The 12,461-nt window shown below is 53.2% G+C and carries 12 protein-coding genes and 1 tRNA gene; 8 read left to right on the top strand and 5 right to left on the bottom strand.

Going from position 1 to position 12,461, the window contains the following annotated elements; all coding sequences use genetic code 11:
• Positions 1 to 37: 37 nt before the first annotated feature.
• Together KIH26_RS08390 and KIH26_RS08385 are read left to right on the top strand one after the other, a co-directional pair.
• Complete coding sequence (locus tag KIH26_RS08390) at positions 38 to 202, top strand: hypothetical protein (RefSeq protein ID WP_213444009.1); 165 nt, start codon at positions 38 to 40, stop codon at positions 200 to 202.
• A 19-nt stretch (positions 203 to 221) separates the two neighbouring features.
• Positions 222 to 953 carry a 2-phosphosulfolactate phosphatase gene (locus KIH26_RS08385; RefSeq protein ID WP_213444007.1) on the top strand — a complete coding sequence of 244 codons (732 nt, stop codon included), beginning with the start codon at positions 222 to 224 and terminating at the stop codon, positions 951 to 953.
• 87 nt (positions 954 to 1,040) lie between these two features.
• On the opposite strand, the gene lolA is transcribed toward KIH26_RS08385, so the two are convergent.
• The 3 genes from lolA to KIH26_RS08370 form a co-directional block, all read right to left on the bottom strand.
• The gene (gene lolA, locus KIH26_RS08380) at positions 1,041 to 1,694 is read right to left on the bottom strand and encodes an outer membrane lipoprotein periplasmic chaperone LolA (RefSeq protein ID WP_213444006.1); all 654 of its coding nucleotides are present in this window, start codon (positions 1,692 to 1,694) and stop codon (positions 1,041 to 1,043) included.
• A 6-nt stretch (positions 1,695 to 1,700) separates the two neighbouring features.
• Positions 1,701 to 4,079, bottom strand: coding sequence for a DNA translocase FtsK (locus KIH26_RS08375; RefSeq protein WP_213444005.1), 2,379 nt, complete (start codon positions 4,077 to 4,079; stop codon positions 1,701 to 1,703).
• A 102-nt stretch (positions 4,080 to 4,181) separates the two neighbouring features.
• Positions 4,182 to 4,856 (bottom strand): Crp/Fnr family transcriptional regulator, encoded by a 675-nt coding sequence (locus tag KIH26_RS08370; protein WP_213444003.1) that lies wholly within the window; start codon positions 4,854 to 4,856, stop codon positions 4,182 to 4,184.
• 188 nt (positions 4,857 to 5,044) lie between these two features.
• Between KIH26_RS08370 and trxB the strand changes: the two genes are divergently transcribed.
• Positions 5,045 to 5,992 (top strand): thioredoxin-disulfide reductase, encoded by a 948-nt coding sequence (gene trxB / locus KIH26_RS08365; RefSeq protein ID WP_213444002.1) that lies wholly within the window; start codon positions 5,045 to 5,047, stop codon positions 5,990 to 5,992.
• A gap of 5 nt (positions 5,993 to 5,997) precedes the next feature.
• On the opposite strand, the gene KIH26_RS08360 is transcribed toward trxB, so the two are convergent.
• On the bottom strand, positions 5,998 to 6,423 hold the full coding sequence (locus tag KIH26_RS08360) for a BLUF domain-containing protein (protein ID WP_213444001.1): 426 nt from the start codon (positions 6,421 to 6,423) through the stop codon (positions 5,998 to 6,000).
• A 1,377-nt stretch (positions 6,424 to 7,800) separates the two neighbouring features.
• Here KIH26_RS08360 and KIH26_RS08355 point away from each other — a divergent pair.
• The 4 genes from KIH26_RS08355 to rimO all read left to right on the top strand — a co-directional run bounded on the left by KIH26_RS08355 (position 7,801) and on the right by rimO (position 11,168).
• Entirely contained in the window at positions 7,801 to 8,790 is a 990-nt protein-coding gene (locus KIH26_RS08355) for a hypothetical protein (protein ID WP_213443999.1), read from the top strand.
• A 46-nt stretch (positions 8,791 to 8,836) separates the two neighbouring features.
• Positions 8,837 to 8,913, top strand: a tRNA-Val gene (locus KIH26_RS08350).
• A gap of 162 nt (positions 8,914 to 9,075) precedes the next feature.
• Positions 9,076 to 9,570: a polyhydroxyalkanoate synthesis repressor PhaR gene (gene phaR / locus KIH26_RS08345; protein WP_503005097.1), complete on the top strand. Its 495-nt coding sequence runs from the start codon at positions 9,076 to 9,078 to the stop codon at positions 9,568 to 9,570.
• Positions 9,571 to 9,710: 140 nt separating this feature from the next.
• A complete protein-coding gene (gene rimO, locus KIH26_RS08340) occupies positions 9,711 to 11,168 on the top strand; it encodes a 30S ribosomal protein S12 methylthiotransferase RimO (RefSeq protein ID WP_213443997.1) in 1,458 nt (485 codons plus the stop codon).
• Positions 11,169 to 11,181: 13 nt separating this feature from the next.
• On the opposite strand, the gene KIH26_RS08335 is transcribed toward rimO, so the two are convergent.
• A complete protein-coding gene (locus tag KIH26_RS08335) occupies positions 11,182 to 11,889 on the bottom strand; it encodes a hypothetical protein (protein ID WP_213443995.1) in 708 nt (235 codons plus the stop codon).
• A gap of 262 nt (positions 11,890 to 12,151) precedes the next feature.
• On the opposite strand from KIH26_RS08335, the gene KIH26_RS08330 reads away from it, so the two are divergent.
• On the top strand, positions 12,152 to 12,382 hold the full coding sequence (locus KIH26_RS08330) for a helix-turn-helix domain-containing protein (protein ID WP_213443994.1): 231 nt from the start codon (positions 12,152 to 12,154) through the stop codon (positions 12,380 to 12,382).
• The last annotated feature ends 79 nt before the right edge of the window (positions 12,383 to 12,461 follow it).

The raw sequence follows: 12,461 nt of genomic DNA, 5'->3' as shown, positions 1-12,461 counted from the left end.
GTCTTTCGACTCGGTAGCGTGCAACAGAAAGAACACCATGAACGCATTGAAATCGTTTTTCTCCGCCCTCCTGAATCGTCGCAACAACGCAGGCGCAGCCCGCCAATTGCTAGAGCGCGCAGATCAAGCTCGAGGTTTGTCTGCAGGTGATGCGTCTGAACTGCGCGCTAATGCGATGGCAGTGCTGCGCGTCGTACGCTGATTGCGCTAAGCTTGTGCGGATGCCTCTCGTGCAAGCTTTTACGTCACAAGCCGCCTTCGATATTCGATTTGAGTGGGGTGCGGCAGGCATGGCTACTGTGGTGCAGCCCAGTGAAGCAGCCATCATCGTGGATGTGCTGTCTTTCTCTACCTGTGTGGATGTAGCCTGCAGCCGTGGCGCTCGCGTTTGGCCCTATCCGTTCAGGGATGCCAGTGCTTTAGATTTTGCAGATCAGCATCAAGCCATTCTGGCGGGCAGCAGAAGCGATGCAGCAGCCGCGTACTCCTTATCCCCCGTTTCTTTGAGCCAAATCCCTTCGGGCGCAGCCTTGGTGCTGCCATCGCCCAATGGTGCAACCCTTAGCTACGCATGCACGGCCTCACACGTGTACGCGGCCTGCCTGCGCAACGCGAGTGCCGTAGCGCGACACGCAAATCAATCTTCGCAAGTCATCAATGTGATCGCCGCTGGCGAAAAATGGCCAGATGGCACGCTGCGCCCAGCCCTAGAAGATTTGCTCGGCGCAGGAGCAGTGATCCATGCTTTAGCAGGCCGTAAATCTCCAGAAGCTCAGATGGCAGAAGCTGCCTTTGTAGCAATGCAATCGCAATTGGCTCAGATGGTTGCGCACTGCGCATCTGGTGTTGAGCTAGGTGAACGCGGATATGAAGATGATGTGGCGATGGCTTGCGAATACAACATCAGCGAAGCAGTGCCTAAATTGGTGGACGAGTGTTTTATGGCTCTTTGAGCTCATTTATTGAGTGATTTTTTAAGCTTTTTGAGCATATCTCCGGCATAGAGTCTGCGCGGAATGCTACAAAATTAGTAGTGAAGATTATTGCTTTAGTAGCTCAGCGCCCTTAGGCAAAGTGAACTGAAAGCTGCTTGCAGGTAAGCTCGGGTTGAGCTGCATGGTGGCGAAGTTAATGAGGCTGCGTTGGCCGAAGCTGTCTGTGATGTCGAGTTGCTGGAGGGCTTCGCCTTTGAAGCCGATGCGGACGGTTTGCAGGGTGCTGTCGGCAGACTTGGGCTTTGCGCTCACCCAGACGAGGCCGTCTTTTTCTGGGGCGTTTTCTAGGGTGAATTCGTTGCGCAATGCTGAGAGGTCAGTGGCGGAGGCGATGAGGGCTGCTGGTGTGTTGGCAAAGGCGGAGGATTGCTTGCGCTGCGAGGCTTGGTTAAGGTCTGCGTCGTAAATCCACAAGCTCGTACCATCGGCGAGGATGAGTTGCTCAAAAGGTTTTTTGTATTGGAATTTGAATTTGCCGGGGCGCTGGAATTCGAAGGTGCCGCTGGAGTTTTTGACGCGCGGGGCTTCGCCTGTGCGGGCGGGGGAGGTGACGGTTTGTGTGAAATCGGATTTGCCGGATTTCACTGTTTTGACAAAGTTTTCTAGGCTTTCTAAGCCATTTAATGCTCTAGCCGGCATAGATACTGCGCAAGCAGCTATCAAAAGTGTAGTAGCCAGAAGGGTGCGAATATTTTTCATGCGCGCTTACTCGCCACGGTTCGGCACAAGAATCTCGCGTTGCCCACGCCCATTCATGGCCGTCACAAGACCAGCTTTTTCCATCGCTTCGAGCAAATTCGCAGCCTTGTTGTAGCCAATGGCCAAGTGGCGCTGCACAAGTGAAATACTGGCTTTGTTGTTCTTCAAAACGATCTCCACAGCTTTGTCATACAGCGGGTCTTTCTCACCTGAAGAGCCGCCACCCAAGTCAAGAGATAGACCGTCTTCATCGTCCACAGTTCCGCCTTCGAGCACGCCGTCGATGTAATTGGGCTCGCCTTGTGACTTGAGGTAAGCGACCACGCGGTGCACTTCTTCATCGCTCACGAACGCGCCGTGCACGCGCACGGGGAAGCCTGTGCCTGAGGGCATGTAGAGCATGTCGCCCATGCCGAGCAGGGCTTCTGCGCCCATTTGATCAAGGATGGTGCGGCTGTCAATTTTTGAGCTGACTTGAAAGGAAATGCGTGTGGGAATATTGGCTTTGATCAGGCCGGTGATCACATCGACGCTGGGGCGTTGCGTGGCGAGGATCAAATGAATGCCAGCCGCACGAGCCTTCTGCGCGAGGCGTGCAATCAACTCTTCAATTTTCTTACCCACCACCATCATCAAATCGGCCAACTCATCAATCACCACCACGATATGCGGCAAGCGCTCCAGTGGCTCAGGTGAATCAGGCGTGAGGCTGAACGGGTTGTAGATGAATTCTTCGCGCGCTTTCGCATCATCAATCTTCGTGTTGTAGCCCGCGAGATTGCGCACGCCCAGCTTGCTCATGAGCTTGTAGCGCCGCTCCATCTCCATCACGCACCAGTTCAGGCCATGCGCGGCTTGGCGCATATCGGTGACCACGGGCGCGAGCAGATGCGGGATGCCTTCATACACGCTCATCTCCAGCATTTTCGGATCGATCAGCAGCAGGCGCACATCGCGTGCTTCGGCTTTGTACAGAAGCGAAAGGAGGGTTGCGTTGATACCGACTGATTTGCCTGAGCCAGTCGTTCCAGCCACCAAGCAATGCGGCATCTTCGCCAGATCAGCCACCACGGGGTTGCCAATGATGTCTTTGCCCAAGCCGATGGTGAGCATGGATTTGGCATCGTTGTAGACCTGCGAGCCTAAGATTTCTGAGAGGCGAATGGTTTGGCGCTTGGCATTGGGCAGCTCAAGCGCCATGTAGTTCTTACCGGGGATGGTTTCGACGACGCGGATGGAGACGAGCGATAAAGAGCGCGCCAAATCTTTGGCGAGATTCACCACCTGCGAGCCCTTCACGCCCGTGGCTGGCTCGATCTCATAGCGCGTGATCACGGGGCCGGGCATCGCGGCCACCACTTGCACTGTGACACCGAAATCTTTGAGCTTTTTCTCGATGAGGCGAGAAGTCATCTCCAGCGTCTCGGGGGAGACGGTTTCTTGACGGCCCACAGGTGCACCATCGAGCAAATCGACTTGCGGCAGCTTGCTATCTGGTAGCTCCACAAACAAACCTTTTTGCCGCTCTTTGGCTACACGCGTGCTCGTGGGTACGTCAACGAAGCTATCGGTCAGCACGGGCTCTATTCGTGGCGCGGGTGTTGGCGGCAGGATGACGGGTGCAATGTGCAGCTCTTCGCTTTCTGCGCGCTCCACAATCACGGTCTCTTCTCGTTCTTTGGCAGCTTGTGTGCCAAAGGCCAAATCTTGCGCCAGCTCTTTCTTCTCACGGCGGCGCTCGAACCAGCCGAGGATCATGCCGCCTAGCCCTTCGGCCCAAGCCACCCAAGAAAAGCGCAGCGCCCATGCTGCGCCGAGTACGCCCAATGCAATGGCTACCAATGCGGAGCCATTGAAGCCCAGCCATTTTGTAGCGAGTGCACCCAGCCAGTAGCCAAGTACGCCGCCCGCATGCCCAGGCAGACGTGGTTCAAAGCGATAGAGACGCGTCCATTCCAGTGTGCAGCTCGCCGCAAGCAGTAAGCCTAAGCCGATCCAGAAGAGGGCGCGGCGCGTCTCAGTGCTGGTATCGCTGCGCAACCAGCGCGCCAGGCCAGCCAGCCAAGTGCGCAGGCTAGCGGCAAACAGCCACCATACCGAATAGCCAAACAGGTAAAACGAGGCATCACCAAGCAGCGCGCCCAGCTTGCCACCCCAATTGCGTGAAGCAGCACCGGCAGCTTGACTGCCAGAAGTGCTCCAAGCGGCATCTGCGCCTGAATGTGTGGTGAGTGCGATTAGCCAGAAGAGCAGGGCGAGCGCACCAAGGCCGAGCATCAGCTCTTGAGAAAAGCGGCGCGGTTTATCCGGCGTGCCAGGCGTATTGCGAGAAGCGCCACGAGGAGTTCCCGCCGCAGAATTGAGAGTATCTAATGAGTAAGCCATCTATCAAAATGATAGCGCACTTCTGCCTAGGAGCCGCATAAATAAAAACAGCGCCCCAAACATGTCTGCTGGGCGCTGTTTTGAGCTACTGGAGCGAGTCACTTAACCCAATGTATTGAGCCTTTCGCGGATCAGCACTGCGCCAGATTCCTGCGTCTCAATGAACCCTCGCTCTTCCAAATCCTTCATCACACGGCTGACCATTTCACGCGATGCGCCCACCATTTTTGCCAAATCTTGGCGCGAGACCTTGTCGCGGATGATGTGGTTGCCAGCAGCGTCTAGCTCGGCGGCTTCCATCAGGGCTCGCGCCACCCGGCCATACACATCCATCAACGCTAACGATTCGATCTTGCGATCCGCGTTGCGCAGACGCTGCACCAAGCCCTTCATCACAGCATAGGCCATGGAGGTGTTTTCTGGCAAGCAGCGTGCAAATTCGAGGCGGCCAAGCATCAGCACATCGGTTTGCACCTCAGCGCGCACGGTAGCCGAATGCGGCTCGTTGTCGATCAGGCTCATCTCGCCGATATAGTCGCCTGGCTGTAAATTAGCCAAGATCACCTCGCGTCCACGATTGTCCGAGGTAAACACGCGTGCTCGGCCAGTGAGAATGATAAAGAGTGCGTTGGATTTTTTGCCTTGCTCCACCACCAGCTCGCCACGCTTGAAACGGCGCTTCACAACAGCCTCTGCCACAGCCTCAGCTTGCTGCGCAGTCAGCATGGCAAACAGCGGCACACGGCGGATCAGCTCCAAATTCGACAACATCGACATATTTGTGTCCCTCGACAATGAACGTTTCGTTTTATGAAATAGACAAACACTGAACAGCTTGATTTTCCTCAAACCGAACCGAGATAAGGCGAATAACGGGATAATCCACCGTCAGAAATCAAATCATTCGACCGACTGTACATTAAACGTGGCAGATAAGCCACAGCACTTTCCTCAAATTCTTCTCTATGAAACACGCCAAAGTCCTCATTCTCGGTTCCGGCCCTGCCGGTTATACCGCAGCTGTCTATGCTGCACGAGCCAATTTGAAGCCTCTCCTGATCACCGGTATGGCGCAAGGCGGCCAGCTCATGACAACGACCGAGGTGGACAACTGGCCAGCCGACGTGCATGGCGTTCAAGGCCCTGAGCTGATGCAGCGCTTTTTGGAGCACGCCGAGCGTTTCAACACCGAGATCGTGTTTGACCACATCAACAAGGTCGATTTCTCCAAGCGCCCATTTGTATTGACGGGCGACAGCGCCAGCTATACCTGCGACAGCCTGATCATCGCCACTGGCGCATCCGCTAAATATCTTGGCCTGCCCAGCGAAGAAGCCTTCATGGGCAAGGGCGTGAGCGCCTGCGCCACATGTGACGGTTTCTTCTATCGCGACGAGACCTGCTGCGTGATCGGCGGCGGCAACACCGCAGTAGAAGAGGCTTTGTATTTGAGCAATATCGCCAAGAAGGTCTATCTTGTGCACCGCCGCGATAAATTCAAAGCCGAAGCCATTTTGATCGACAAAGTGATGGCCAAAGTGGCCGAAGGCAAGATTGAGCTCAAGCTGTGGAACACGCTTGATGAAGTGCTCGGCGATCAAAGCGGCGTGACCGGCATTCGCCTGAAAAACACCCAAACTGGTGAGAAGCATGACGTGACGCTCAAAGGCTGCTTCATCGCCATTGGCCATTCGCCCAACACACAAATCTTCGAAGGCCAGCTCGAGATGAAAGGTGGCTACATCGTCACCAAAACCGGCCTAGAAGGCTTTGCCACACAAACCAGCGTGCCAGGTGTATTTGCTGCAGGCGATGTGCAAGATCACATCTATCGTCAAGCGATCACCAGCGCCGGCACGGGTTGCATGGCCGCGCTAGATGCACAACGCTTCTTGGAGCAGGCGGGCAGTTAAAGCCCTTAGGCTCGCTCACCTGAAGGCGGCGATGCGGCAGTGAGTTCATTAAGCAGGCCACGTGCCTGATTCGCGCTAAGTGCCAATGGCGAGAAATCTTGGCTCTTGCAGTACTTTTGCAGGATCTCTAGATTGTTCACGCCGGGCGTTACCAGGGCCATGCTCCAGTGTTGAAAAGCTCGTTGTTTGATGGTTTGCCTGCTGATCAGCTTGATACCGACATGTCGCTTGTCTTGCTCAATGCGAGAATAAAGTTGATCCACCGCTAGCTCAGGCCCTTCGAGCAATTGCATAAAAAACCGCGTATTGAACAGAAGAACGCCTGAGATGCCTGCTCTTGCGTTGTGCACCTGAGCCTGCTTGAGGATGCTAAAAATTTCTGGCAACTCGAGCTGAGGAGCAATCTGAGAGCCGTAAATCAGCTCGATCACGCGGCTTGCTCCAAAATAAACGCGACATTTTCTAGCGCTGTATGGTTCTGTTGTTTGGATCCGTGCTTCACTTCGAATAGCTCAATTTCTAGTTTTTTTTCAGGCATTGCAAACTGCGGCTTTGCTTGCTTTTAATTTTCAATTCAAAGTTTCACATTCTCAACGCCTGAGTCAAGTAAGAAATGAGTCAGTGTTTGATTTGAGGCATTGGGTTTACCCTTAGTACTATGACCTTATGGTGATTTTTTGTAGCCTGGCTGGGTTGCGTGAGGGTTTGTGAACCGGGGCAAAAACAGTGCTGATTGCGGCACCCGCATCCAGCTCCACAATCCCACTCAAATACAGGCCTAACAGCAGATTGCCAAGCAGATCGTCACTCATGCTCAATTTCTCGCAGAGATCCGCAAACTAATGTCTGTCATTTTGCAACGCGATGAGGATCGACAAAACCTGATCCGTGTGGTCTGCCAAGCGTATGACCGCGTGCGCACGCAGCCCAATATGAGCCGCACGCAGGCGACCCTTGAATAAACGGCGAGTGGTGCGCTGACAATAAATTCCCATCAGTTTGGGCAATGCCACCCGCTCAAAACTGGCTGAAGGACGCCTGCTAGGAGCGCGGCGATGCCATCGGCCTTGAGCAATAGAAGGCGTCTGTGCCAGAGGATTCACGAAAACTTCCGCCGAGACTGGCTGAAGTGTGGCTTGTGGCCTTCTATCGTGATCGAGGTGGTATTGCGCTGTGCTGGTGAAACAGTTTTGAATCGACGACAGCAGTTCAAAGCAGCGCTGGCCCATGCAAAATTGCAATCGTAAGGGCTCTAGTTCAGCCTCGAATTCTTGCCACATATGGATCAAGGCATCCCGAGAGCGTGGGTTGACGCAGACACTCTTGGGCACAGAGGAGAGCGTGGGCTCTAAAACCGCAAACGGTTTGTTCAGATCGAGGTCGTGGATGTTGTTGTGCAAAAGCCTCTGGGTACTTTTCCATTGAATTACCGCATGCCAACATTCTCTCGCCCATAATTATTCCTTGCCGGTACTGCGCAGTTACAGAGCGTATTTGAAACTTTGAGGCGCGCCAAAACACGCTCAATTAATGATTCGCCCTTGCGCAGATGCGTAATGAAGGAAAAAAATCACAAAGTTGCTGCAAATAGGAAAGATTTCCGGGCAAATGTCACGTTAGTCCATGTGAACAAGCTGCTCATGATCGCTGCTTATCCAAGCCAAAGCCTGAAAAGCGTATAGTCGCCGTACTTCAGAGTTCAGGGTGGTTTGTCCTTTCGCCGGGAAGCGAAACGTGATGCACTGAACACTACATCCTTGTTTCCATCCATGGCCTGTGATCAGGCTGTTGCCCCAGCTTAATCTCGTATGTCTCAAGCGTCATTGTTGATAGAAGTGCCATGCCTTTTAATCACATTGAAGGGCTTTGATACCAAGCAAGTGGCTTGTATTGAGGAGTGGCTGAGCGAATTCTATGTACGCCACGACGCTACCTCCATACGCTGGCAAATTACCAAGCACAGCAGCGCCGATGTGGTGCTGTCTGCTTTGCCAGACTCTTCACTAGAGCTGAATTCCTCTGAACTTTCACCCATCAAGCTTAACTTCTGGGCTTGCAATGATGACCGTCTGCAAGAGACGATGGAGAGTTCGAAACTGCGTTTTTGGGAGCTATTGGCTGGTTTGGATGAGCAAGTGCAATCCCAGTGTGCGCGCTACGTAGTCGCGGGCATGATGGTGGATCGTTATTTGGCCAAACTGCCCCTGAAGGGGATGTGGCATTTGATGTGTGATGGCGAGATGCTTGCTGCGGTAGATTTTGTGAATCTCAAAGTTGCTGTTCGCGAGCAAACGCATTTTTTAGAGTTTGATGAATGCATTTGGGTAAATCGCCCCAGCTCTGCGAAATTGCCTCAAAGTTTTGACATCTACCCGATTGAATTTGTGATGTGGGAGTATGCACGGCGTAGCGAACGGCAGTTGCTGCCCTCGCGCTTTTTCGAGCAGCGCATCAGCTTGCGCAGATTTCCTCGCTTGCCACTGGCCTTCATGAACGATCTGGATATAGCTTTGTTAGCTAGCTTGCGACAGTCGCCGCAAACCTTGACGCAAATCTCGCAGCGTTTAGGCTTGCCTAGCGAGCAAACAGCACGTTTGATGAGCGCGATGTATTTTTCTGGCGCTATCACGACAAGGCGAATTGGCTTTTGGGATCGGCTCGTACAACGCCTGCGCCCGAGCCGAAAAGAAGCCTTTCCATCTTCGCAAACGACCGTGCCCTGGGTAGACGCTGACTACACAGGCCCAGCTTCTTTACTTTTAGGACAATCGAAGAAAGTCGGGCGACGTGATCATTGAAAATTCATTTATTCGGTTTGGGTGATGCTATAATCGTGGGCTTCACAGGCGCATAGCTCAGCTGGTTAGAGCACCACCTTGACATGGTGGGGGTCGTTGGTTCGAGTCCAATTGCGCCTACCAACATTTTTCCAAAATGTTGGGCGCGCTTATTAAAGTTCTCGAAAACTAATGCAACCTCTTAGGGTAAACCTAAGAGGTTTTTTGCTTTTTGTCGCGGGTGAAATGCCTAGAATGGTGCATTGCAACATGTTGCGTAATGTTCGCAGAGCAGGAGTTAAGATTTTGGCTACCCAGAAAAAAACCAACAGTTCAGATGCCTCATCTGCAGTGCGGATCATCAAAAAATACCCCAATCGCCGCTTGTATGACACGGCCAGTTCTAGCTACATCACACTCGCAGAAGTTAAGCAACTGGTCATCGATGCCAAACCATTCGCTGTGCGCGATGCCAAGACGAGTGAAGACCTCACGCGCTCTATCCTTCTACAAATCATCTTGGAAGAAGAGATGGGCGGCGTACCGATGTTTAGTGAGGCTGCATTAGCCAACATGATCCGCTTCTACGGCCACACCATGCAGGGCTTCATGGGCTCGATGCTTGAGAAAAACATGCAAGCCTTCTCTGATCTGCAAGGCAAATTTGGCGCGGGCGCATTGCCTACACTCGGCTCCGTGCCGAATGCGAGCCAATTCATGGGCAGCTTCATGGAGCAAAGCCAAGCCATGGCGGCGCAAATGCAAGAGCAGATGCTGAACGCGTTTGGCATGAAACGCTGAGTTTGACGCGTATTGAAGTCCGTTCGCCCTGAGCTTGTCGAAGGGCTCTCTAGGGCTTCGACAAGCTCAGCCCGAACGGAATGGTGCATGGCCAGTGGTTTTTCCGAGCTTACTCTTAGCCCATCTGAGACAATACGGGGATGACTGTCGCATCCCCTGAAATCACTTCCACAAAAACCCCCAAAGTTGGCTTCGTTAGCCTTGGCTGCCCGAAGGCTTTGACCGATTCTGAGTTGATCCTCACCCAGCTCTCGGCTGAGGGCTACGAAACCTCCAAGACCTTTGAAGGCGCGGATTTGGTGATCGTGAACACCTGCGGGTTTATTGACGATGCGGTGAAAGAAAGCTTGGACACGATTGGCGAGGCGCTGGCTGCGAACGGGCGCGTGATCGTGACGGGCTGCCTGGGTGCGAAGACGGTGGATATGAAGCCGGAAGATGCTCCTGAAATGATAGCAGCTCGCGCAAATAATACGCCGGCTACTGTCCAAAATGATGCTAAAAACCTCGTGAAAAGCATTCACCCCAGCGTGCTCGCCGTCACGGGCCCGCATGCGACGCAAGAGGTGATGGATGCGGTGCACAAGCATTTGCCCAAGCCGCATGATCCGTTTACTGATCTCGTTCCCAGCTTCGGCATCAAGCTGACTCCAAAGCATTACGCTTATCTGAAGATCAGCGAAGGCTGCAATCATCGCTGCACCTTCTGCATCATCCCCAGCATGCGCGGCGATTTGGTGAGCCGGCCTGTGGGCGATGTGCTCAAAGAAGCGAAGGCGCTGTTTGAAGGCGGCGTGAAAGAACTGTTGGTGATCAGCCAAGACACGAGCGCGTATGGCGTAGATGTGAAATACCGCACCGGTTTCTTCGATGGCAAGCCTGTGAAGACACGCATGCTGGAGCTGTGCGAAGAGTTATCGAAGCTGGCTGAGCCGCACGGCGCGTGGATTCGCCTGCATTATGTGTACCCGTATCCGCATGTGGACGAGATCGTGCCGCTGATGGCGACGGGGCGCATCTTGCCGTATTTGGATGTGCCTTTTCAGCACAGCCACCCCGATGTATTGAAGCGCATGAAGCGCCCAGCCAGCGGCGAGAAAAATCTGGCGCGCATTGAGCGCTGGCGAGAGATTTGCCCAGAGATCGTGATTCGCTCGACCTTCATCGCGGGCTTTCCAGGTGAGACGGAAGAGGAATTCCAGCATCTGCTCGACTTTTTGCGCGAGGCAAAAATAGACCGCGCAGGCTGCTTTGCCTACAGCCCGGTCAAAGGCGCTGCAGCCAACGATATTCCTGGCATGCTGCCCCAAGAAGTGCGCGATGAGCGGCTTGCGCGCTTCATGGCTGTGGCCGAAGAAGTGTCTGCAGAAAAACTCAAAAGCCGCGTGGGTATGACGATGCAAGTCTTGGTTGATCACGCGCCCGCCATGGGCAAGAAAGGCGGCAAAGGTCGCTCATACGCCGATGCGCCAGAGATCGACGGTATCGTGCATCTGCTGCCGCCAGAGAAAATCAGCAAGCAGCTCAAAGTCGGTGAGTTCACAGCCGCACGCATTGTGGGCACACAGGGGCATGACCTCGTGGCATTGCCCGTGTGAAATGTGTTGTGTCCTAGGTGTCCCAAGATCGGGTTGCATGGATGGTATGGATAGATAAAGCGCTGCTACCAGGGGGTATCTGCTTCACAAATGCCTGCTGCTGTTCGTTATACATATCTGGCGGAATAACAGCAGTGACGTAGGCTCGATTGCGTTTGCACTCACCGATGAGCAGGCAATCAAAGCCATTGATCGCCAATGTGAAAGCACTCTTAGCGGTGTGCAGCACTTTCCACTTCTCGATGAGCTCACGACCTGCTGCAGCGAAAAGTTCCTCAGCTGCTCTTTGATCAATGTGACCCAACACGTTGTGATAAAGAAGCATCAAAGCTTGTTTCGTAATCCCAATACCAATGCGGCTGCGCAAGCGCCCATCGCCAAACTGCACCGCTGTGACGGTATAGGCGTATTTGCTATCCATTTCCACACTGACGGGATCCAAAACAGCAAGAAACCACGCTGCCTGCGGCCCAATCAGCTGTTCGACCTTGTTAGACACCACCAAATGCTTCGGTACGTTTTGCAGAACCAAGTTGTAGGCATCTCTTGAGTAGCTTTTGCCGATCTGCAATAGGGGATTTTTTGCGGCTTCTGCCAGTTTCCAAGCAGGGTCGCTGATTGTAGAAGCAACCGTATGACTGGTGGTTAAAGCTTTGTCTATATCCAGGTCTTTTGTCATTGAGTGATTCAGATCGCCGGGACTGTATTTATTTTTTTTCATCGTGCAATCCTTTCTGTCTTCCAAAAGTCGCAGAAATGGAAGAGATGGCTTGTGCTGCTTCAAGAGCGCCAAGCTGGCGTCTTAAGAGCTGGTGCTACTACTCCGTGTTTTCTGCTAGCGCCGCATGCATCGGGACTGATGCTTTGCTGCATGGAGGTAACTATACTACACTATATAATGCATAGTACCTAAACTAAGTGTTATTAGTGCTAACTGTCTAGATTTCAGGTAGCAACGTATAATTCATACACAGGAGTTCAGCATGGCAAGTAAACAAATGAGCCCTCAAGTCGTGGAAGCGCTCAAATTGGTCGATGACGAGGGCATGAGCATTTATGCTGCTGCCAAGCAGATTGGTATTCAGCAGGGAACGCTGTATTCAGCCTTCAACCGTCGCAAGTTGCGGATTCTTGAGGCGCGAATGGCGGGTTTGTGCGAAAAATGTGGCGCACCCGTTGATGCTCACGGTAAGTTTGCTCAGCAAACTGGCTGAGCGAATATGAATAGAGCGGATCGCTGTAGAGAGAAATAGCCGGCGCTATGTTGGCACTGAGCTAGGATACCGACGCTTT

Origin of the sequence: Variovorax sp. PCZ-1 (assembly GCF_018413605.1) — a bacterium.
GTDB lineage: Bacteria > Pseudomonadota > Gammaproteobacteria > Burkholderiales > Burkholderiaceae_C > JANMDU01.
This window is presented reverse-complemented; position numbering and strand designations above follow the sequence as displayed.